The organism is Ignavibacteriota bacterium, assembly GCA_019637995.1.
Lineage (GTDB): Bacteria > Bacteroidota > Ignavibacteria > Kapaibacteriales > UBA2268 > JANJTB01.
In genome coordinates this window covers 21,587-45,362 of sequence record JAHBUQ010000001.1, presented here as the reverse complement: position 1 = coordinate 45,362, position 23,776 = coordinate 21,587, and the positions used below count along the sequence as shown (strand labels likewise).

General features: G+C 35.0%; 14 protein-coding genes. 4 read left to right on the top strand and 10 right to left on the bottom strand.

The window, feature by feature from the left end; genetic code table 11:
* Positions 1–90: 90 nt before the first annotated feature.
* Both KF896_00130 and KF896_00125 read left to right on the top strand, forming a co-directional pair.
* Entirely contained in the window at positions 91–1,848 is a 1,758-nt protein-coding gene (locus KF896_00130; protein ID MBX3042100.1) for a PAS domain S-box protein, read from the top strand.
* On the top strand, positions 1,848–2,972 hold the full coding sequence (locus KF896_00125; GenBank protein MBX3042099.1) for a hybrid sensor histidine kinase/response regulator: 1,125 nt from the start codon (positions 1,848–1,850) through the stop codon (positions 2,970–2,972). Before KF896_00130 ends, KF896_00125 begins: the two co-directional genes overlap by 1 nt.
* 347 nt (positions 2,973–3,319) lie before the next feature.
* Here the strand turns inward: KF896_00125 and KF896_00120 are convergent, their stop codons facing one another.
* From KF896_00120 to KF896_00080, 9 genes are all read right to left on the bottom strand, one after another.
* On the bottom strand, positions 3,320–7,315 hold the full coding sequence (locus KF896_00120) for a T9SS type A sorting domain-containing protein (GenBank protein ID MBX3042098.1): 3,996 nt from the start codon (positions 7,313–7,315) through the stop codon (positions 3,320–3,322).
* Between the two features lie 225 nt (positions 7,316–7,540).
* On the bottom strand, positions 7,541–8,623 hold the full coding sequence (locus KF896_00115) for a DUF262 domain-containing protein (GenBank protein MBX3042097.1): 1,083 nt from the start codon (positions 8,621–8,623) through the stop codon (positions 7,541–7,543).
* 3 nt (positions 8,624–8,626) lie between these two features.
* Entirely contained in the window at positions 8,627–9,481 is an 855-nt protein-coding gene (dinD, locus tag KF896_00110; protein MBX3042096.1) for a DNA damage-inducible protein D, read from the bottom strand.
* Between the two features lie 128 nt (positions 9,482–9,609).
* Positions 9,610–10,182, bottom strand: a complete 573-nt coding sequence (locus KF896_00105; GenBank protein ID MBX3042095.1) for a transposase — start codon at positions 10,180–10,182, stop codon at positions 9,610–9,612.
* Between the two features lie 234 nt (positions 10,183–10,416).
* Positions 10,417–11,397, bottom strand: a complete 981-nt coding sequence (locus tag KF896_00100) for an adenine-specific methyltransferase EcoRI family protein (GenBank protein ID MBX3042094.1) — start codon at positions 11,395–11,397, stop codon at positions 10,417–10,419.
* Positions 11,398–11,692: 295 nt separating this feature from the next.
* Positions 11,693–11,839, bottom strand: coding sequence for an SAM-dependent chlorinase/fluorinase (locus KF896_00095; protein ID MBX3042093.1), 147 nt, complete (start codon positions 11,837–11,839; stop codon positions 11,693–11,695).
* A 1-nt stretch (position 11,840) separates the two neighbouring features.
* Positions 11,841–12,470 (bottom strand): SAM-dependent chlorinase/fluorinase, encoded by a 630-nt coding sequence (locus KF896_00090; protein ID MBX3042092.1) that lies wholly within the window; start codon positions 12,468–12,470, stop codon positions 11,841–11,843.
* Positions 12,470–15,997 (bottom strand): hypothetical protein, encoded by a 3,528-nt coding sequence (locus tag KF896_00085; GenBank protein MBX3042091.1) that lies wholly within the window; start codon positions 15,995–15,997, stop codon positions 12,470–12,472. The genes KF896_00090 and KF896_00085 overlap by 1 nt, the downstream gene beginning before the upstream one ends.
* An 11-nt stretch (positions 15,998–16,008) precedes the next feature.
* Positions 16,009–16,683 (bottom strand): DUF4159 domain-containing protein, encoded by a 675-nt coding sequence (locus KF896_00080; protein MBX3042090.1) that lies wholly within the window; start codon positions 16,681–16,683, stop codon positions 16,009–16,011.
* 302 nt (positions 16,684–16,985) lie between these two features.
* On the opposite strand from KF896_00080, the gene KF896_00075 reads away from it, so the two are divergent.
* Both KF896_00075 and KF896_00070 read left to right on the top strand, forming a co-directional pair.
* A complete protein-coding gene (locus KF896_00075) occupies positions 16,986–18,998 on the top strand; it encodes a 4Fe-4S dicluster domain-containing protein (GenBank protein MBX3042089.1) in 2,013 nt (670 codons plus the stop codon).
* Positions 18,998–19,747 (top strand): hypothetical protein, encoded by a 750-nt coding sequence (locus KF896_00070; protein ID MBX3042088.1) that lies wholly within the window; start codon positions 18,998–19,000, stop codon positions 19,745–19,747. Before KF896_00075 ends, KF896_00070 begins: the two co-directional genes overlap by 1 nt.
* 3 nt (positions 19,748–19,750) lie before the next feature.
* Here the strand turns inward: KF896_00070 and KF896_00065 are convergent, their stop codons facing one another.
* Positions 19,751–23,248 carry a lamin tail domain-containing protein gene (locus tag KF896_00065; GenBank protein MBX3042087.1) on the bottom strand — a complete coding sequence of 1,166 codons (3,498 nt, stop codon included), beginning with the start codon at positions 23,246–23,248 and terminating at the stop codon, positions 19,751–19,753.
* Positions 23,249–23,776: the final 528 nt, after the last annotated feature.

The following is a 23,776-nucleotide window of genomic DNA, read 5'->3' as shown; positions in this document are numbered from 1 at the left end:
CAATTCGATTTCTAATGACATTTGCTATTATATTTTTCAACGAATTTAATAGATAATTTATTTACTTTAAATATTAAAAAAATGAATTAAATGGAAATAAATGATAAAATTTATGAGCTTAGAAATGAGATTCTCAAATTAGAGAAAATTTCAGGTATTGAGCACAAATCAAATTTTATGCGAATTAATAATCTTATTGATATTTTTGAAGAAGAAGCATTTCTTTTATCCTCCAAAGTTTCAATCCCATACGATAGCTCAGTAAAAGTTAATGACAAAAAATATATTCTCGAAAATGAGGAAATGCTAAGGATTATAGTTAGAAATGCTGATGCCCTTATATTTATTATTGATTCTGAAGGCGTAATAATTTTTTCGGATGGTAAAGCGTTAAGTAAGTTCAAATTTTTGCCTAATCAATTATCCGGTATATCAATTTTTGAGGTATATGAGAATAATCCGGATGTAATTGAATCTATTAAGAAATCGTTGGATGGTGAAACCATAACTACAATTCTGGAAATACAGGAGTTAATATTCGAATCTGTATTCTCGCCATATAACAGTATTGATGGCACTATAGCAGGTGTTGTAGCAATCGCAGTCAATGTTACTGATAGAATCAAGCTCGAAAGAGAGCGCGAAGAATTGATTGAGCACTTAAGCTTGTCAAGTAATCAAATTATGAAAGATGCGGGCAGACTTATGAAGCTTAATGATAACCTGATTGACTCTGAGCAGAGATTACAGAGAATGAATGACGAGAAAGATAAATTTATTTCTATAATTTCTCATGACTTACGTAGTCCTTTTACAGGAATTCTGGGAGTTATGGACGGCTTGGTATCCTATTTTGACATTTATACTAAAAGCGAGATAAAAACAGGTTTGGAATTATTGCGAAAAAATAGTTATGATTTATTTAATCTGATGGAAAATCTACTGACATGGGCAAGAGTAAATAGAGGTAAAATAGAAGTAAATCTTGAACAAATTCCACTATTCACGATTGTCAAAGCTAATATTGATTTACTTTCCCAAAATGCACAGCAAAAGAATATAGCAATTTTAAATCATGTTAGTAAAAATATTTACGTCGTAGCTGATGAGAATATGCTGAATACTATATGCAGAAACCTTATCTCAAATTCAATTAAATTCACTCAAGAAGGTGGTGAAATTATTATTTCTTCGAGCACTTCTCTTGAAGATGATAAAGTAGAATTATGGGTTAAAGATAATGGCATCGGGATGACCAAGGAAGTTGTGGATACAATATTTCATCTGAACAGGCAGTACAGTTCGCCGGGTACAAATAATGAAAAAGGTACCGGGCTCGGTCTATTTATTTGTAAAGAAATGGTCAATAAAATTAATGGAACAATTTGGGTTGAAAGTAAGCCCAATGAAGGGACATGTTTCAAAATCGAGCTTGTCTGTCTTATAAAAGGCGAGTATGAGGAATTGGAAGAATTTGAAACTGAAGAGAATTCAGGCATAAATTTTGTTGATAATTCTGAAGATTTAATTAGAATTGAAGAGAGTGATTTTTCAAGTGAGAATTTTGATTCAAGCAGTAAATTGATAAATATTATAAATCAGGAGTTTGTTTCTGAAATTCAATTATTAACAGATATGCAAATTCTTGGAGAAATATCTAAATTTGCTAATAATTTACATGAAATATCAAAAAATCATAAGTCTTCAACAATTATAAAATACACTGAATTACTGAAAGGAAGTATAAAAATGATGGATGTTGTCAATATGAACAAGTATTTGGATTACTTCCCTGTTTTAGTAAAAAAAATGGAAACAATCATATCAAATAAAAAGGCAGAAGAATAATGAGAGAAAAAAAACTAATTTTGGTGATTGATGATTTAGAAAGCAATTTGCAAACAGCGGGACATTTCCTTCTTGAAGCAGGTTTTGAAGTATCATTAATAAATGACGGGAAAAAGGGAATCGAAGTCGCAAAGCGTGCTATTCCCGATTTGATATTACTCGATATTGTAATGCCGGGAGTTAATGGTATCGAAGTTTGCAAACTCTTAAAAAACGAAGAGTTAACAAAAGAAATTCCTATAATTTTTCTTACTTCAATGAAAGAGAAAGAGCAAATTGTAGAAGGATTTGATGCAGGAGCAGTTGATTATATCATCAAGCCTGCTAACAAATATGAAGCACTGGCAAGAATTAGAACTCATTTAGAGCTCAAACAAGCAAGGGAAACTATGATTGAACAAAACAAGAAACTTAAAGACCTTTTTGAAGAAAAAAGAGCATTCTTCGAAGTAAGTTCAAGCCAGTTAATGAGTCCAATTAACAGCATAAGAGGTTATAATGACCAGATAAAAGTTTATAATCTCAAAAATGATAATTCTGCAGAGCTTCAAAATTTGACTCAACAGATTGAAATCAATGCCAGGTCTGCATCCTCTACTGTTAATGATTTGTTGTATTTATATAATTTGGAAGAAGGTAATCTGCCCTCAGTAGTAGATTCGTTTAATATAAATTTAATGATAAAAAAAATTATCGAAGAATTTGAACCTGAAGTTAAAGTAAACCGCTTGAAAATTGTATTTGATACCGAAGTAGATATGCTGACTTATGCTGTCGCCGACAAAGATAAAGTCGAAGTTGTGCTTAAGCATATTTTATCAAATGCAATTAAATACTCTCATTTCTTTAAGCTGATACAGGTAAATGCAAAGGTAATTACTGACAAACGAAAATTAATTCTTGTTGATATAATTGATCAGGGAGTTGGTATGAGTTCTGAAGATTTAAATAATGTATTCGAAAAATATAGTCAACTTAGTCCAAAAACTGCACACGGAGAGCTTTCTGTCGGGCTTGGTATGTACACAGTAAAAAAATTGATAGAAGAAATTGGTGGTGTTATAAATATCAGGAGTGCAGTTGAACAAGGTACTTCAGTAAGATTGTGTTTTCCGGCTATTTAAGCACCAATTTAAGTTATATTTACAATTTCCGGTCAATATTTTGAGCACTTTGCTTTTTAAAATGAAATATTACAAAGTCGTTTGCAAGATTGAGCATCATTGAATTATGAAATTGAATTTGTAATTTTAAAATGAATTTCAAACAAATTATATTTGTAAACTTTTATACAGCCAAAGATACTTATTGCAAAAAAATGCTATTTAAGAATTTTTTATCTTCGAATTTTTATATAAAATTATTAATCTACTGATAACAGACATATCTATTTTGACCACTATCAAAAAAAAGCACGGCAACCATTTCGGTTGCCGTACTTAACAAATTACTTAAACTTTTACAGTTTAGATTAGTATTTAATGAATGTTTTCACAAACATATCTGTATCGGTTTCAACTATCAAGGTATAAGCACCTGATGACAGATGTGACAAGTTGAATGAACCATCATAAATACTTATTGAACCAAGTGGTTGACTGAATACTTCCTGACCAAGCAGATTTACAATACGAAGTCTTGCATTTGATTCGGTTTCAAATTCAGCAAATATATTTAACTCATCAACAACAGGGTTAGGATAGCTGATTACAATACCATCACCGTTTAAGCCTGTTAAGATTTCTCCAATAAGTTTGCTTGGGTATCTAACTACTCTGAAACGTTTTTCTTCTGATTTACATCCATTTGCATCTGCTACATATAAGAAGTAATTGTTTGTACCTAAAACCGGATAAACTTCTGTAGGATCTGAAATTGGAGTTCCATTGTTATATCTCCAGAAATAATCAAAAGGAGCAGTGCCATTTGTAATATTTACTGTAACAAAACCAGGGTCTGTCAAATCAACTGGATTAGCATTGTAAACATTAACTCTTGTAGGTGTAAATGTAACATTAGGAGTTGGCTTAAGTAACAAATATAGGATGTCTGTATATTGCAAGTTTGTTACAACATCTTTAACTGTAAGTGTAAAACTCTTAGCAAAATTTGATGATATAACAATCGGACTTTCAACAGTTGCATTAACAAAGTCTGCAGCGGGTGACCAAGCATAAGTGAATTGCCCGCTACCACCGAATACATTTGTCATTAACTGAGGTGAATCCCCCTTACAAGCATAAACATTATCATCATTAAGAATTGTTACAGGACAGTTCTCATCAACATTTAAGACCAAAGTTTTTGAGCCGCCTTCACAACCATCACCTTCAACCGTTAATACAATTGTCTGATTACCGGTTGTTGTAAAACGATAATCAAAACCATCTGTAGTAGATACAATATTACCATTAAGTGTCCAAACATAAGAAAATGTACCTGCACTGCCAAGACTTGATGTGAAAGAAACAACTTCATTAGGACAAGCTTTATTTTCGAAATGTGTATGGGCAGTAATAGTAATAACTACATCATCAATCGCTTCTTTGGTAACATTAAGAGTTTTGCTGTCAGTATAGCTACCCCAAACTGCTGATGAGCGTGTAAGTTTAACTGTACCGGCACCTGCTGCTCCCCAAGCTACTGTTACACTTGTTCCTGTTGAGCTACCGACAATTGTTCCGCCTGTAACAGACCATTGATAATCAACAAGTGGTGAAACATTTGTTGAATAAGTATATGTTCTGGTTTCACAAACTGTTTCCTCACCATTAATTACAGGCACATGTAATGTTCTGAAAGTAAATGCATCAGACCAATTACTTGTTCCCTGAAGACCAATTGTCTGTGCCTGCCAATAGAAATCGCGGTTTGTGAAGAGGCTTGTAACATCGAATGAAGTTGTACCTAAATTATTTCCTTGAGCTACAACATTTATAAAGTTTGGATCAGTAGCGATTCTAACGTTATAGCCGGTAGCATCATTAACTGAACCCCAAACCAATGTAACATTTGAATATAAGTCAATTGAATTATTTGAAGGGAATACTAAGTTTGGAGCTGCAAGTGACATTGTAGTAAATGTAAATGTACCAGACCAGAAACCTGCACCTGCGTTTTTATACCCACGAACTCTCCAGTAATGCAACTTAGCATTATCCAATCCTGTATAAGCTACTGTCGTGCCATTGATGCCGGACTGCTGGAAAAGAATATTAGTGAAAGCAGCATCCGTAGCAATTTGAATTTCATAGCTTGTTGCTCCTGCAACTGCATTCCATGTTGCATTACCCTGAAGAACAACATTAACAGCTCCGTTTGCAGGAGTCAGTAATGTTGGTGCAGGTATTTGAGTTCCAAATGACCATGTATCCGAGTAAGGACCTACTCCTTCACTGTCTTTTGAGCGTACAGCCCAGTAGTAAGTAGCATCATTGTCAAGTCCTGCATAATTATAACTTGCTGAGACGGTAGAAGTATTAATTACAGGGCTTGATAAATTAGAATTTTTTGAAACTAATAAATCATAGCCTGTTGCACCGCCTTGAGCCTGCCAGTTGAGAGTTCCACTTGCTGCGATAATACCCTGAGCACCGTTTGCAGGTGAAGTCAGATTAACTTTTGACAGCTCAGTTGTAAACAGAAATGTAGATGAGAATCCACCCTCATTATTGGCATTGTAACCTTTTACTCTCCAGAAATAATTTGTCTTGCCGTTTAGATTTGTAAGAGCCTGGCTTGTACCACCAACAGCAGTATTTTCATATACAATAGCAGTAAATCCTGAGTTTGTAGATACCTGCAGATGATAATTAGTTGCTCCTTCAAGAGCATTCCAAGTCAAAGTTGGATTAAGTGAGACCTGAGTTGCATTATTTGCAGGCGTTGCAAGAGTAACATTACCAAGCAATGTTGTAAATGCAAAAGCCGATGAATATGCGCTTGTGCCTTCAGCATTGTTTGCTCTTGCTCTCCAGTAATATTTAGTATTATTGACAAAACCTGCATAAGCAGCTGTCAATCCTGCAACACCATTATTGGAAGCAACAATAGTATTAAATCCGGCATCTGTTGCAATTTGATAGTCATAATCAGTTGCACCACTTACGGCATTCCATGAAATGTTCCCGCTAAGAGGAGCATTAAATGAATTATTAGCAGGTGCATTCAAAGTCGGAACTCCCAAAATAGTTCTGAAATTTCCGGTTACCATATCACCTATGCCATCTGCATTCCTTGCAGTTACTCTTACAATATAGTCGCTAAAATTAACAAGATTGCTGTAACCGGTCTGAGTTGCGGCGACATTTACAGAGAATATTACAGTAGATGGTGATTTAACAAGCTGAACATCATAAGAAGTAGCACCCGAAACTGCTGTCCATTCTAAATTTCCACTAACCGCAACACCCGTTGCATTATTGGCAGGATTAGTAATAGTAGTAGTACCGACACGTGTTGTAAAGTTTCTTGAAGTTGAAAACGCACTTGTATTTCCGCCGTCCTTAGCCTTAACTCGCCAATAATATTGAGTAAAGTTATTTAAAGTCGGTAAATTGATTGAAGTGTTGCTTGTCACTGCTGTTGCTAAATTGGCAGTAAAATCCGGGCTTGTTGATATTTCTACATCATAGGATGTAGCTCCGGCAACACCATTCCAGCTAAGGGTTACGCTACCTTCATTTAAGCCTTTTACTGCATCTGCAGGGCTTATGAGAGTTGGAGTAGCAAGAAGAGTTTTGAAACTAATAGTCTCCCAGTCGCCATCACCTTCATCATTTGTGCCAAGAGCACGTGCAAAATAAGTAGTATTGTGTGATAATGCGGAGTAAGGAATACTTGTAAAATTGCCGCTAGTATTTAGAATAGTAGAAGCAAAAGTATTTACAGTGGAAAGCTGAACTGTATGAGTGTTCGCTCCCTGAGCCGCATTCCAGGTAAGACTACCATTTAAAGCAACGCCTTCCTGATTGTTTGTTGGATTTGTAAATGTTGGCTTACCGGGTTTCTTTGCTCCTACAAGTGAAGACAATCCTGAAAAACCGGAAATTGCGAAGTTTCCATCCCAGCTAAAAAATGGAGCACCTTCAGTATATTGAACTGTTACGCTTGAATACTCAATATCTTCTACATGGTCCCAAACTCTAAATGAAAGCAAGTCACCGGGCTTTGCTCCGGGAACTCCCTGTGATTCAGGCCATACAGTAATTGTAATATTGGAAGTTCCATTCCATACTGAAGCACCAACACAAAATCCTCTTACAAATACACCTATTTCGTCACCATTCGCAAGGGGTGTATCTCCAATTTTTGGATTTGCAGCTGTAGGGACCAAAATAGTCATTGCTTGGATTGCATCAGTGGTTGTGAATGTAAAATGCACAGGCTGCGCCAATAAATTGGTAGATGTCGAAACTGCAATTATTATTGCAGTGAGCAACACAAGTAAGTAATTTAATCTTTTCATTTAAACTCCAAATAAATAATAAAAAATTGTTTTGCTTAATAACATAATTTAATACGTTACAAATATAAATAAATTATGATAAATATAAGAAAAATTTACATCTAAGTAATAAAATGATAAAATATTTTTTAAGTAAACCCTCCCGAAAGTATATAAACCTTAGGGAGGGTAGGAAAAATTTATTATTTTCAAATGATTTTTAGAGGATTGGGATTACAATTTTCACTATCTATTTGATTTTATTCTATTGTCAAGTTTGCACAATAGTTGGCAATTTTCTTCATTTGTTTTGCCACCTTCGTGCCAAGGTGTTATGTGGTCTGCTTCCATATCGGAAATGTCAAAATATTTGTTGCATTTTATGCAAATGCCACTTTGACGCTCATATACTTTCTGTTTCATCGAATCAGAAAATGCCCGAATCGAAAGATATTTTTCATCTCTTGTCAGTATGTAGGCATATATTCCGCTTTTCTTCGTAACATCATCATCTGCAATGAGTTTTGCTGATTCTTCTTCAATAGCTTTCGGGTCGTAAATATTGTCCTTATACTTATTGTAAAGCGTTCCCCAGTCCACACCTTTCATAAATTTTCTTTTCTTTGTAAATGTCGCCCCTACCCAAGTTATTACAGATTGAAAATATATCCACAGACTGCTTGCATTTGGGTCGTGCTGGTGAATTGCCATATAATCTTCAATTTTACCCGATGAAATCCAGTCAATAGCAGTTTCAAAATATTCCTGACGAATCGCAGAGCCATTAAGATAATCACTCCCAATTTGATAAGCCGGACAGCCGTTCTTGCTGAAATATCTTTTTGCATCAGTTACCCACGAGCCGGCATAAACTGCATTACGAAGTTCCTGCTCAGTGAGTTTTTCGCCGGCAATATTGATAGTCCTGAACCACTCAAGCTTTTCGCTGTCTGTACCACTGCAGAGATAAACCATCAGCTTATAATCAAGCAATTGATTCTGCTCGTCATCCTGTAAATTATGAAAATATCTGCCTTCAAAAGAGAAATCACCGGTTACATACTGACAAAGTGAAATCGTTCTTTGCTGACCGTCAATAACCTCATAATTCCCGTCTTCCCGAACAGCCCAATACATCACATTCAGCGGAAAATTTCTGCGTACTGTATTAATTACAGCATCACGCTGCTTATCCTTATAAATAAATTCTCTCTGATAAGGAGGGCGAATATCAAGAAGTCCACCAAAACCGACGACACCGCTTTCGGCATTATCTTTAAATCCTTCAGCTAATTCACGGACTGTAATTTCTTTGAGTTTGATTTGCATAATTTACTCATCCTTATTCTTTTGAATTTTCTTGACTTCATTTAGAATTTTTCTTCCTTCACTTTCTAATCTTCTGCTAACTTTCTTAACATCTTCGGATGGAGGGAGTAGTTCCGGCTTGACACCTCTGTCATGTAGAATCTTTCGAACAGCTAAATTATTGTCAATATGTTCTTTAGTAATTTGGTAATCACCCATTAAGTCTTTATCAACAACATTATGACTTGTCAGTTCAGTAGCAAAATCTTTAGCTTTAATAGTCAAAGTTGGTAAAAAATCTGCTAAGGGACGAATTTCCGGAACTTTTAAAATACGCTTCATATCCTTTGTAGTTTTTCCTCCGAATAATGCCTGGTCACCTTTTGAACGTATATTTGCAAAACTTTTATTATCAACACCACGTTCAAAAATAATACCGGATAATTTTTTCTCGGACTGAGATAACTTTTCACGTGCAACAACTCTTGCTAAATCCAACATACGTTTTTCGATTATTTCCTGCTTCCTTGTTTGAACAGCAAAATAAGTTTGAGCAAATGCGATTTCGGATTTTGAAGAATCCCCATTTTGAGCTATAAGATAGCATGCATATCGGGTAAGAGCAATATCGCTAATTTCTCTTTGAGCACCTTTAGCAAGTTCTATCATTTTGCTGACATCAGCAAAATGATCAGAAACCGACTCATTGGCATTTTTGCATGAAGTCTTAGCTTTCTCAATTGCATTTTCAAAGTTACGCCATTGGGTATAGCCGAGAAGTTTTTGTAATTCTCTGGCACTCCAACATTCTACACCTTGATAATTATAACAGGCATCTTCAAATTTTTTAAATAACTCGCTGATAAAATCTTGTTTCATATTTTTCTTCATCCATCCAATAATTTCATGTTGGGTCTGACAATTCTTTTACTGTTATTTCTTTGAGTTCGATTTGCATAATGACCTCCGATTTAAATGAACCCCACCTTTGAGGTGGAGTTCATTATTCAAATATCTTTTTTATAAAAAATTCTGTTTTCAGTTAATTCTTTCAATTCATTCTTTTTGATCATCTTCAATATTATATCTTTACTGGGCAAAGTTCCATTCCTTAAATCTATATAATCTTGATAACTTGAAAATACCCATTGTTCCGCTTTATTTACCATTTTACTTCTTACTGGATTCTGATGAATATAAGTCAACAAAGTGATAAGATAGGGGTCAGAAGGGACTGGCTTGGCGTGAGAGTGATTCTGAAATAATGAACCATGGCGATTGTAACGTTTGTTAATAGCTTTAGTATAAGAACTCAGCAAAATTCCGATTTTATCTGAAATAGTGCGAGAGTAGATGGACTCCACCTCAAAGGTGATGTCCATCTTTTTAAAGCACTTCACCCGCACCAAAAAATGAAAATGTGTTGGCATCAAACAATAAGCGATTGTATCAAAATATTCATCTAAATAATAACGATATTTTTTCAAAAAGTAAATATAGTTCTCCTCTGAACGAAAAAGGGCTTCCTCATTATTCGTTCTATTATACAAATGGTAATATGTATTTTCATAAAATTTCATATTTTCTTATTAAGTTGGGACTTTCCAAATGAACTCCACCCCAAAGATGGCGCCAATCTTGTCTTCCATATTGACTCCAAAGTCCAGATGGACTCCACCTCAAAGATGGCGCCAATCTTGTCTTCCATATTGACTCCAAAGTCCAGATGGACTCCACCTTAAAGGTGGCGCCAATCTTGTCTTCCATATTGACTCCAAAGTCCAGATGGACTCCACCTTAAAGGTGGAGTCCATCTAACACACCAATCTCTTATTCCGTATCACTATTCTAAAATATGGACTTTTACCATTAATAACTAAATCTCTATCATCATCACCCTTTCTGAATTTGATTATCTCAAACTGCTCAGGATTATATTTATCAAGAAATGTAATTGGGACGCCCATTGCTCCGGCATAGTCCATTGGTATATCTTTTGTTTTATCTATATTAATTGCATCATAGTTATCATACTTCGGATATTCTTCTGGTGTATATTTTTTATAAAGTATCAGGTCTTCGTGCCTTTCTTTAAAGTCCATATTGGTAAACCAACGCACTCCCTTAACTCTAATATATTTTCTTCCTTTTTCATCAATTCTATAACTAGCTGCTGCAAGGGGATAATCTTCAGGAACTCCGAACTCTCTATCTCCACTATGTATACTTGGTCCAATCCAAATTCTATTTTCTTTAATAAGTTTGAAAATTTCTTTGTAAGTAATTGCATTCATATTACCCAAAATCACAAACTTTTTATCATATTCGATAAGCTGGGCGACATATTCCCTGAAAAGTGAAAAAGGCGGATTAGTAACCACAATGTCAGACTTTTTCAGTAGCTCTATGCTTTCCTTACTTCGAAAATCGCCGTCACCCTCCAAATACTGAATACCGATTTCCTCGGGGTTTGGTATCTTATCACCGTTCTTATCGCCGTCATATTCAAGATATATAGCCCTCTCAGAATCGTGATTGCTGAAAAATTCCATATCCTGATTTTTATAGCAGGTCGTAATTAGTTTTTTCAGCCCAAGATTTTCAAAATTATAAGAAAAATAATGGAAAAAATTACTCACACGCGGGTCATCGCAGTTGCAGAAAACAGTTTTTCCCGCAAAATGTTCTTTGTAGTGGCGAAGTTCTTTTTCAATATCCGGTAATTGAGTATAAAACTCATCTTTCTTAGCATTCTTAGCACTGTGTAAATTTTTATTAGCAGACTCTTTTTTCATAAATTCAAATCAATTATAATATTATTCATTTTTTTACTATACAAAATTAACTAATTTTCAGAATAAAACAAACACATTTTCACCATCTGAGTAAAAAAATGTAACCATGTCTTACATTTCTTATTCCAGATATCCAACATCTTGTTTATCTATATATCTACATAAAATCGTAGTTTTTTGCTTAATGATTGATTTTGCTCTTCCAAAACTTGTTTATGTTAATTGAAAATTAATTTCATATTGTATGAAAATTCAATTTGTCCAAAAATTGTGCTTATTTGATTGGATTTTGAAATTATAATAGTATTCTGACTTTTTTTTCTTTTATTATATCTGAGGCTATGCCACTGTTGACAGCAATCTCGAGAAATCCTGAGCTGCCGATATATGCAAGAAGTGCTCCTTCTGGTGCATCTGAGAATGTATTTGATAAGTGTGGAATTTCAAATCCTGCAACTAAGGTCTTTACTTCTTTTTTTTTTGTTTACCCAATCTTCGGGTATGTCAGTTATCAGATTTCCGAATTTGTCTTTATGGACAATATTTCCGGTTATTTCATTACCATTTTTTTTAGCTATGTAATCATTTAGTTGTACGAGGTTTTTAATATTGATTACATCACCTAATTCCAATAATTCAGTTTTCATAGAAATATGTGCTGCAACAGGTGCGAAAATATCTCTTCCATGAAATGTTGATGACCGGTTATCAAGTTGAAATTTTTTATTTGTAAGTTCAACTGCTGTAATATTACTTTTTGATTTTTGAATAATTGGAGTGAGAAGTCCATTATCAGGAGCCACGAAAAAGAATCCTTCACTTTCGATTGCAACAGCTTTTCTCGTGCTGCCGACTCCAGGGTCAACAACACATAGGAAAATAGTGTTTTTAGGAAAATATTGATATGCAGATTCGAGGTTGTAAGCAGCTGAACGAATATTTCCCGACTCAATGCCATGATTCAAATCAATAATATCAGCAAATGGGCTGATTTTTCTGATAACCCCTTTCATAATACCGACATAATTATCGGTATGACCGAAATCAGTCAGAATGGCAATAGAGCGTCCCATTATTTTTCAGTAGCCTTTTTTAAAGATTCGAAATATGCACGAATTAGATTTTCATAATCTTTAGTATATCCTCTCTGATTAGCTTTCATCATATCACGCAAAGCTTTTTCGCGACCTTCCTGAGTATTGAAATCAATCGCTCCGGGACTTTTCCTGAAGATATTATCAGCGGATTTGCCTTCACGCTCTTTTTCGTAATCTCGGTCGTGGACTGAGCGAGTCGCATCAAGCAGACGGGATAGAATTTTCTCCTGCTTTCTCATTGTTTCCGGAGTAACTCCATTGACTTTCATATCCTGCAAAATTTCCTGCATTTCTTTTGCAATTTTGTCGAGCTCGGCTAATTTTTCTTTATCTCCGCCTGAAATTTCTTTTTGCTCTTTGGCAAGCTCTTCAAGAGATTTCCTAGCACCGCCTTGTTTATCGGCAAGCCTGCTCATTTCTGCTTGTCTTTCCATAGAAGATTGACCTCCTCCGCCCTGTCCGCCTTGCATCATTTGTTGCATAGCCTGATTGATTGCCTGCTGTTGAGCGGCGATTTCCTGCATTTTCTGGGACATACTCATTCCGGGAGTCATGCCTGACCCTCCTCCGCCACCTTCACCCTGACCGCCGGGATTGTCACAGGAACCATTCTGTTGAGCTTTCATAGCACCAACCATATCCTGCATCTGTGAAGCAGCACGATTCATAGCGCCCATTGCTGCACTTTGCGATGCAGCAGCTTTTTGTGTATTTCGGTCTGCCATCATTTCCACACTCTGACGCATTTCATTTAAGGCATTGGAAACTTCATTTGCCATTTCTGAAGTTACCGCAAAGCTTTTCTCTGAAAGTGCTGCCATTGATTGGGCGACACTCATAAGTGACTCGAATAATTCAGCTTGTGTCTGTGCATGTTGAGGAAGACGAGTAGAGTTATAATCCGAACTTGCCGTATTATTCTTGACATTCTCCTGCTTTTTTGAGAGTTCGAGCATATCAGAAACATATTTTTCCATTTTGTCAATAGCTTCCTGCGCATTCTGCTGCTGCATACCTTCTTTCATTTTCTGCATTTGCTTAGCAAAATCCTTCAAATTTTTGGATGCATTTTGCTGATTTTTTTTAGATTTATGCATATCGCCCGATTTCATGTTCTCTTTTGAATCGCTCATTTCCTGATTTGTTTCTTCAGGCTTGAGATCATCCATTGCTTTCTGCAAGTCATCCATCGGCATTTCCTGCTCGCCGATTTCCTTCATTAAGTCTTCAAGATTTTTTAATTCTTTTTCAATATTATTCAATTCTTTTTGAATTTTTTCTTGTCTTTTAGCAAGCTCATTCTGCTTAGATTTATCATCAGGATTGCTTTTTGCTGTTTCTTCAGCAAGTTCATCCTGTTGTTTGGCAAGCTCTTCTGCACGTTTTCGTAGTGCATCTGTTTTCTGTTCTGCCTGAAGTCGCTTGAGAATTTTCATAGAGCGTTCAATATTTTTTCTGAATTGCTCATCATCAAATTTGAACTGCTCCATAGCTTTTTGAAGTTGGTCTTGATTCATATTTTTCATAGCTTCCTGCATTTTTTCCTGCATTCTGCGAAGTTCAGGCGAATCGACCTGTTTCATTAAATTTTGCAGTTCTTTATATTTCTCAAGAGTTTCAGGTGAAATCATCTGATTTTCCTGAAGTTTTTCAGTGGCATCTTCGAGCGATTTAGACATTTCGCTCATTTTTTCTTTAAGTTCCTGCTGCTTTTTGGCAATATCTTCAGCCTTTTTTTTCTGCTTCCAATCGGGCTCTTTCATCTTATTTTTTTCTTTCATCAAATCACGATTGAGCTCATCTAAATCTTTTTTGATTTCAAGGGCTTCTTTCATAATTTTGTCTAAATCTTTCTCAATTTTTGCCTGAACAAGCTCACTTTCTTTCTGGACTTCTTCAAGAGATGGAAGTCTTACAGATAAAGTCTGTGTTCTGGCTTTTTTGGGACCATTAACTATATCATTATCAGCAACTTCAAGATAAAATTCAAATACATCTTCAGGCATTATTCCAAGTTTGTTCAAATCCCAAACGTAAGGCACTTCAATTTCACTTTCGCCTTTAATGAATTTAATTTCGTATGTAGTGAAATTCTCATCGGGCAATGCATAAGGGCTTTTAGAAAGTCGGTAATTCAAAGTAAGTTTTGATAATCCATAATCATCGGAAATTCTTACTCTTATCGGAAGTAATGCGTTAGTATTTACTTCAGTATCGCTGAGCGGTTCAATTAATTTAATGGAAGGGAAAGCATCTTGTATTGCTATAACTGAATAGACAATTGGATTCTCACTTTTTTCGATATCGAAATCAGTTAGCTCTATAAAATAGTTTCCTGAATTATTAATTCTCAAATCTCCGCTTGCCCGCTTTCCATTTACCTTAAGACTGTATATGATTGTGTCATTTGTTACTGCACTGCTATCATTTGCCGCAGTCATATCTTTCTTTATAAATTTAATCTCAGCTTTCTGAAGTTCTTTATTTGATAAAATTTCAAATTCAGCTTTAGAACCAACTAATGCAGTGAAATCAGCATTTTGTTCAGTAAAAAATGAAGCAGGCTGCGATGTATAAGACGGATAATTAAGTTTTCCTGAAATACTTTTAATAATCGGCTTATCAATTACATAAATCACACCGCGATTGGTTATCACAGGTTCGCGGTACCATTCAGAGCGTCCATAAAAAAATATAGTATTCTTTAAAGAATTAACCTCATAAATGTATTCATTATCATCATTTAGTTTTAAGGAAATTTCATCAAATGCTTCCTGTTTATCTTCCTTTATATGGAGAGTAATCTCATCTGGTGCAATTCCTTCAGCCTTAACTGTGATTTTTACTTTATCGCCACGAAGTACACTTTCTTCAAGCGGCTCGATTGTCAATGAAAATGGGACAGCAGGAAGATATGATGTTCTGAAATCTGCGACTCTTCCAAGAGCAGAGCCAAAAGCATCGGGAAAAGCTATATTGGAAATTCCAAAAGTGAACAATGCAATTGCAAAATAAATTACACTTTTTTTAATTTCATCATATTTAATTATTTCATCAAAATTTCGTCCGCTAATTTTCCTTGAAATCTCTTCAAATGCCGCAAGTGCAAGACTTGAAGACACTCCGCCGGGATTTTTTGATATTGGTATCATTTGAAGTGCATTGCCAAGATTATCTTTGATATCGGTGAAATGATCACCAATTCTAAGTGCCATTCCATTATCATCATAGTGATTGCGAACTCCTGCAAAACGCAATATTCCGGGCATTGCAAAAAGGCCAAAAGAAACAATAAAGCTTATAAATACTGAACCTGCTAAAATTGTCCTGAGTAAAGTATCGCCATGGGCAGCCATTTCAATAAATCCAGCAAGTATCACAGTCAGTAATGTAATTGCAAAAACTTTAAAGAGACCTGTTCCAAGAATCAAGCTGTTTTCTTTTCTTCTTGTCGAATTAATTTTATCTATTAATAATTTGTATGAATTTTCATTATTTTGCATTGATTTACCTTTTAATTGCTTAACGCCCATACGATAATATTTGTACCAAATTTGAGTGCTTGAAGCCTTTTGTCAGGCTCGACTTTATGAACATCAGGCTCTGGCCAGCCATCACTTGGATTTGATTCATAAGTATATAGCACACAAAGTCTTCCTTCGTGAAAAAGTCCGAAAGTCTGAGGTGGTTTTTCATCGTGTTCATGTACTTTTGGAGCACCATTCGGGAATGGATAAGGTGAATTAAATAATCCGTGAGAATATGGAATTTCGATAAATTCCTGATTTGGGAATACTTTTTTCATCTCACGGCGGATATATTGGTCTAAACCATAATCATCATCTATATACAAAAAGCCACCATTCTCAAGATAGGCTCTTAAACGGCGGACTTCACTATCAGTAAAATTAACATTTCCGTGTCCGGTCAAAAATAGAATCGGATAATAAAAAATATTATCTGTGCCCAAATCAACGAACTCATAAGCCGACTCAACATTAATGTTTGTATTCTTTTTGACAAAAGTAAGAAGCTGAGGTTCGGAGGAGGGGTCGTTATACCAATCTCCACCACCTGAATACTTAACTCTGCCAAGCTTTATTGCACTGCCCTGAATTTGTGATAAAGCTTCAAAACTGAATATTGAAATTATTACTGTTGCAAGAAATATATATTTGATATTTGCCATTTCCGAAAATTATTATTTATATTTGAATACACAATAAATGACGAAATAATTACTTTAAAATTACAAACATTTCAATTAATATCGCAGCAAGTACTTAATGTCATATTTTTTCTTATTTGTTTCATAGAAATATGAATTTTATCGGTCAAATTATAGAATTGTAAAGTAAGAAAATTTTGATTCAACAATTTGAAATTTAAAATTATGAAGTAAAAATTATCAATATAAATTAATTAATTATTAGTTTTCAGATAAATCAATTATTTTTGTATTTTGTATATAATGATTGATTGGTATTTATTATGGATTTTGGAATAAAGAATATAATATTTATTGTAATATTTATAGGTGCTTTTGCATTCTTCACAAAAAATGCACTGAGATTAATCTCATATCTTAAGCTTGGAAAGCCAGATAATCGTTTTGGTGAAATAGGCAATCGCATAAGACAAACCCTTATAGTCGCATTTGCTCAAACAAAAATATTGAGAGATAAACAAGCCGGTCCAATTCATGCCGGTATATTCTGGGGATTTCTAATACTCCTTTTTTCTGCTGTGAATGCAATAGTAGCAGGGTTATTCGGAGTATATGACTTTTTTAGTTTCTTAGGACCAATTTACAGTGTTATAACAATACTTACAGATTTATTCTGCTTTGCTATTATTATTGCGATTGTTTTTGCGTTATGGAGACGATATGGAGCTAAGGTCAAGCGTCTGCAAGTTGAAGCAGAGAAAATTGAAGCGGCATTCATATTATTAATGATTTTTACAATCGTAACATCATTGCTGTTTGAAAACGCCACTGCAAGTGTAATGTATGAAGCCGGTTGGTCAGTAAGACCTTTAGCGGCGGCTGTTGGTATGATGATACCGGAATCAGCAGTTATCCCGATTCACGAAATATCATTCTGGATTCATATATTGCTAATTTTTGCATTTATGAATTACTTGCCATTTTCTAAGCATTTACACGTTCTGACTTCTGTACCTAATGTATATTTCTCAAATACAGGACCTGTTAATAAACTTGACAATATTGATTTTGAAGATGAAAATATCGAAAAATACGGTGTCTCGGATGTCGAAGATTTCAAGTGGAAAACTCTGTTAGATGGTTATACATGCACTCATTGCGGAAGGTGTACAAGTGTTTGTCCGGCAAATATCACAGGTAAAGTTCTCGACCCAAGGCAGATTATCATAGAAATTCGTGAACGCACTATGGAAAAAATGCCGATTTTGGCAAAATATGCCAACGGCGAAGCAAATTATACTGAAGACGAACAAAAAATTCTTGATAAAAAATTCATCGGTGAATACGAAAATATCGAAGCTCTATGGCAATGCACTACTTGTGGCGCTTGTATGCAGGAATGCCCCGTAAATATTGAACACGTTCCGGCAATCGTTGATATGCGACGCTCACTTGTAATGATGGAAAGCGAGTTTCCTGCACTTTTACAGAATACATTCGGAAATCTTGAAACAAATGCAACTCCTTGGGCTTTCCCTCCGTCTGAAAGAGCCGATTGGGCAGATGGTGCTGATATCAAAACTGCTGCTGAGCTGGGTGAATTCGATATTCTTTTCTGGGTGGGATGTGCAGGTAGTTTCGATGACAGAGCCAAAAAAGTATCACTTGCTTTTTCAAAACTAATGCAGATTGCTGATATTAATTTTGCTATTCTCGGTACTGAAGAACAGTGCAACGGTGATGTTGCCCGCAGAACCGGAAACGAATATTTAGCTGATATGATGGTTAAAGCAAATATCGAAACTATCGGTCAGTATAAATTCAACAAAATTGTTGCAACTTGTCCACATTGCTTTAATACACTTAAAAATGAATATCCGACCTTTGGTGCCAATTACGAAGTAGTGCATCATTCACAATTCATAATGGACTTAATCAAGCAAGGAAAACTCAGCCCATCTGCACACTCAGATGCTATTAATGATTTTACATATCACGATAGCTGCTATATGGGACGTTACAATAATGTTTATGACGAGCCGCGCGATACACTACTTTCGGTGCCCGGACTAAAAATCAGAGAAACTGTCCGCTCCAAAGACAGAGGTTTATGTTGTGGTGCTGGCGGCGGTCAGATGTTCCTCGAAGAAGACCAGGGTAAGAGAGTAAATATTGAGCGTACAGAAGAACTACTTGAAACAGGAGCAAAAAATATTGCTGTTAACTGCCCATTCTGTATGACTATGATTACCGATGGAGTTAAAGCTAAAGAAATCGAAGATGTTAAAGTAAAAGACATATCCGAAGTTATTCTTGAAAATATTGAAAGTAAGTGATGAAAAAGTTAATATTCGTACCACATAATTTTGTTTTTCCGGAAATACTCGGAAATATTGAGAGAGTTTGTGAAGAGAAAAATTTTGAGCTGATTAAGACTGATGAAGCTTCTTGCATTGAAAATATGCTAAAAAACAGAGCTTCGCTTGCACTGCTAAGTCCGCTTGGTTACGGTGCCGGTGTCAAAAATGCAGATTTCAGAATTATACCAAGTTTTACTGCGGGTTTTGTAGGATATTCCGGCAGGGCTTCGCTATATTTTAATCAGGGATTGAGTACAATCGAAGCAATTGGTTCTGCTAACTCAAGCGATTTTTTGATGAAAATCGGCAATATTCTTCTTTCTGAAAGATATGATATCTACCTGAAACTTGAACAATGCAAGGGCGATGTAGATGATATTCTTAAAAGTTACTCTGCAGCATTAAGCTATGGCAATGATGAAACTCTCAATTCAATGGACATTACTGAAGATTGGTTCGAAACTTTTGAAATTCCGCTGATTGCAGGAACCTGGGTTACCAGAAATGAAGAAGAACCTGATGACGTAATAGAGTTAACTAATCTTTTTGCTTTGGATGAAATTCCTGAAGAAATAGATATTAATCCAAATTCAGAAAGAGAAGGAAAAATTCTTACCAGATGGAACCCCGAAATTAAATTAGCATTTGAGCAAAATCTCGAACTATTATACTATCATAAATTGATACCCGAAATACCAGCTGTGAAAGTATTTGGAGTAGATTAGTATCTACTCCAATATTATTTTTTCAATTTTTGATGAATTGCCGGATTGAATCTTAATAAAATACATTCCAGATGGCATTAATTTCCCTTTTTCATCTTTGCTGTCCCAAAATGTAGAATAAAACCCTGCATCATAAAATCCATCAATTAGATTTCTGATTTTATTCCCAAATAAATCATAAATTTCAAGTGAAATATTTTCACCCTTATCAACAGTAAAGTCAATATTTGCTTGTACTCTTACAGGATTCGGGTACACTTTTAAGTGGTTTTCATAAAAGTTATCTGATATGCTTGTTGCAGAATTTGGTCTGCCGGGAGTGCCTCCGTCAACATAAGAAACTCGCCATGATGAGGCAATTGAATTATCTGAAAACGCATCAATAAGTTCAAGTGATGGACCAAGCCCGTCTGCTTCGGGATACCATGGAGGACGATTTGTGTATTTTACAGAATCTTTCAATACACCATGATTATCGAATATTCTTACCATATCATCAGTACCCAAACCAAATGAAAATTCTCCAGTGAAATTTTTGATTTGAGGATATATTCTTGTAAATCTGTTTCTACTCTCGATTAATACAAGATATTCACCTGATTTTAAAGTAGTATTATTTGGAATTGCGAAATGTCGGTTATTGTTGTCATCTTTCATTAACCAGCCACTTACATCAATATCCAAATCACCCGGATTATACAATTCAACCCAGTCATCTGAATTAATATCCGGTGCAGCTTTATACATTATTTCATTAATGACGACCATCCCGGGAACTGGCTCGAATATTTCCTCGAAAATCGCTTTTATACTTGCAATTGAATCATAAGGAGTAAATGATAGCGTATCACCTAATACTATCATGCTTTCGTTTATAAACCAGAATTTGAATTCACTTCCAATATTTCGGTTGTAAGTCACTTTTATCGGTATTTCCCTGAAATAGATACCGTTCCAGCCAATTGGCAATTTATTTAGACTATTGACATTAAAAGTACAGGCATTTGGTAAATTTGATGTTACTTCAATTACAACTGTACCACTTAATTCAAAGTATTCTCTCAAATGCTCACGATAGTAGGAGGGTCGTTCTTCAAAATAAGTCATCATCATATCAACGTGTTTATCAAAAAGTGGTATACTTCTTTCCCACCTGTTAATTTGAATTGGAACTGTTGGTCGTATATTTGTTATTAGACTATCAAGTAAATTTTGCAAAGGTTCAGCACTTAAAGTTGTATTCAACAAGTCACAATTTCTATTTAAGTATTTATCTCTAAATTCTTTGCTTTTGAATGAATTTAATAAAATTGACGGGAAATGATATAATTCAGGGTCTTCCTGAGCTTTTTCCATCGAATATTTAAAATGGTCAACTCTGAAAATATTGGTAAAGTCAAAATTTAAAGATAAATCAAAATCCATTAAAATCCAACGCCATTTGTTATCTAATTGACTTGAACGCCAAAATTTGAAATTATGCTGGGGCCAATCTGTGTTATTAGCCCAAAATGAAACTGCGGAATAATCAATCAAATTATCTATGTCAATTATATTATCTAAATATGAAATAACTGAGTCGGCATCAATTTCCCGCATTGTAATTAACATATCGCGATAGGTTCTGGAAGAACCTGCCATTAATCTGTAAACCGGCTCCATCATACTGATTGAAGGCACTTCGACCTTATGCCTTCCTTCAATTAATTCGGTATCAAATCTTTCCCGGAGATTATACATTCCCCAAAATTCACCATTCAAATAAACCATAACCGGCCTGTAAGCAGTTCCTTTCACAAAATCAATTTTCTCACCGAGTACACTTACAAATGCATCTCTAATGAATGCACCAAACCTATCCTGACCTGAATTTCTTATCAATATTTTATCATAAACTTTTAGTCCGCTTTCTCCAAAAAATGGATATTCAAGGTCACTAAGTCCATATTTCGACTTGGCATTGAACCTTAGAGATGTTTGCTCATCCAACGCTGCACCATGACCATGAGTTTTGATAGCTGTTCTGTTGACAAAATCACGTTTGTCATTGAATTCAAAAAATTCAAATGTTAAAGGATATTCAAAATTTGAATGAGGTCTTTCAAATAATCCAATTTCCTCATCAAAAAAATATTCGGGATTTGATGAAATTGAGACTACCGGCATACCCGCAGTATTTTCATTTATCAAATATGTAGCTGTTTCAATTTGACTTGGAATATAGTTATTGCGGTAAGCAATAGCTTTAAGAACTGTTGTATTATTAATGAAAATAGTACCACCCTGATATTTAGTTGATGTCTCATTAGGCTCGCTTCCATCTAATGTGTAGAAACACACTTCGGCTGAATTATCCAGTTTAATCGAAACACTAATCGGCGATTCATACATTCCGGCTTCTTGTGAAAACTGAGGATTTTTTACTATTCCAAGCTTGGGGTTTTCATTGATTTTTTCCGGTGTTGGTGGCATTGAGTAAGTCCAGTTTCCGGTTCCATTAGGAATTCTGGCATAAGACATATCAACATACATTTCAGGTAATTCAACTTTATCAACTAAATTGCCCTGCCTGTTCCATAGGTAAACTGTTTCTCCACTCCGGGAAATGCTGAAATTTGTGTGCATTTCTCTTGAAAAATATGATTTACCACTGAGCATCAAGTCATGTTCGATAGTATTTAAACTTTCAAATCCATAAGCAGAGCCGTTTACTTTGAGGTTTGAGTATGATGCTTTACCATTATTCCCGGGGTTTGTTGAGGATAAAGCTATTCCAACAAAAACATTGTGGGGAAAATCCCAAAACATTGTGTGCGATTCAAGACAAAATCCCTCAATGTCATAAATTCCGGCTGTAATGCTGTCGTCTTTCCTTTTGACCGATAGAACAACATTCGGATAAATTGCCTCAGTTTTAGAGTAAATTCTCTTAGGGTAGCGATATTCAAAAACTGTTGTGTCGCGGTATAAAAACTCACAATTTGGCCTGTCATCTCTTTGCGAGAATACACCGAAGAACCTGTTTGTATTCGTTAAATCTTCTCTGACAATTACTCCTGTACTGCCAAAAGGAGCTATATTACTGATGGAATGAACCTGAACGGAGAACTCAAAATCACCGCTTAATTCAGTATATTGAAATTTATAGCTGTCATCACGGGAGTGTGGAAAAATCCCCTGACCTGCGGCTTCCATAATGAATTTACCGGAATTGCTGTAGTTTTTGCCGCTTGCCATGACAACAAACCTCTCGTAACCTGCCATCTCATAATTTGGGAATGTCCATGCATTGTTAATATTGTCACGGTCAAAAATTTTCCAGCCCCCAAGATTCACAGGATTCGGACTTGTGTTATAAAGTTCAATCCAGTCAGGTCTTTCATGGTCTTCATCCATTAACACATCATAATTTACAGAGCTTACTTCATTAATAACAACTTGTGAATGTAGTCCTGCAACAGAAAATATTATGCCTATTATAACAGCTAAATTCTTCTTCAATTTCAATTCACCAAATAAATATTTATAAAATGTACTTCCTTATACGTACAATAACACATTAACTTGAATTTCATCTCATAAAAATTGCATTTTGTACAAAATAGTAACATTTTTTTTTTACAAAACTACTTTAAGGCACAAAAATTTGTATTTATAAAGGCAAGAAGGAGATAAATTATTTGAAATTGATTTTTAAAATTTTAGCACGATATTTTGAATCATTAAGCTGATAAGTAAATTATAATAAAAGTATTTAGCTCAACATATTGACACCATTTGCTATTAATGGTAAGCAACTACGTTGCTGTTCCAAATCCCTACCAACAATTGATTTTTTTTTGTTTGAGATTATAACTAAAATATTTATAATGAATAATTTCCGACATCGAAGATGTCAAATCCTTATAGAAACGATGGATATGTTGCATATTCGACCTCTTTAAGGTCGTATTAAAGATTATTTTAAAACCATTTTCTATAAGCATACAACTCCTTCGGAGTTGAAGAACAATAGGTAGGTTTCACAAC

Bases quoted from the DNA above. Each gene is read 5' to 3' on its own strand.
- KF896_00120 (MBX3042098.1), bottom strand. From the start codon at position 7,315: ATGAAAAGATTAAATTACTTACTTGTGTTGCTCACTGCAATAATAATT.
- KF896_00070 (MBX3042088.1), top strand. From the start codon at position 18,998: ATGAAAAAGTTAATATTCGTACCACATAATTTTGTTTTTCCGGAAATA.
- KF896_00080 (MBX3042090.1), bottom strand. From the start codon at position 16,683: ATGGCAAATATCAAATATATATTTCTTGCAACAGTAATAATTTCAATA.
- KF896_00075 (MBX3042089.1), top strand. From the start codon at position 16,986: ATGGATTTTGGAATAAAGAATATAATATTTATTGTAATATTTATAGGT.
- KF896_00100 (MBX3042094.1), bottom strand. From the start codon at position 11,397: ATGAAAAAAGAGTCTGCTAATAAAAATTTACACAGTGCTAAGAATGCT.
- KF896_00105 (MBX3042095.1), bottom strand. From the start codon at position 10,182: ATGAAATTTTATGAAAATACATATTACCATTTGTATAATAGAACGAAT.
- KF896_00090 (MBX3042092.1), bottom strand. From the start codon at position 12,470: ATGGGACGCTCTATTGCCATTCTGACTGATTTCGGTCATACCGATAAT.
- dinD (MBX3042096.1), bottom strand. From the start codon at position 9,481: ATGAAACAAGATTTTATCAGCGAGTTATTTAAAAAATTTGAAGATGCC.
- KF896_00115 (MBX3042097.1), bottom strand. From the start codon at position 8,623: ATGCAAATCAAACTCAAAGAAATTACAGTCCGTGAATTAGCTGAAGGA.
- KF896_00130 (MBX3042100.1), top strand. From the start codon at position 91: ATGGAAATAAATGATAAAATTTATGAGCTTAGAAATGAGATTCTCAAA.
- KF896_00085 (MBX3042091.1), bottom strand. From the start codon at position 15,997: ATGCAAAATAATGAAAATTCATACAAATTATTAATAGATAAAATTAAT.
- KF896_00125 (MBX3042099.1), top strand. From the start codon at position 1,848: ATGAGAGAAAAAAAACTAATTTTGGTGATTGATGATTTAGAAAGCAAT.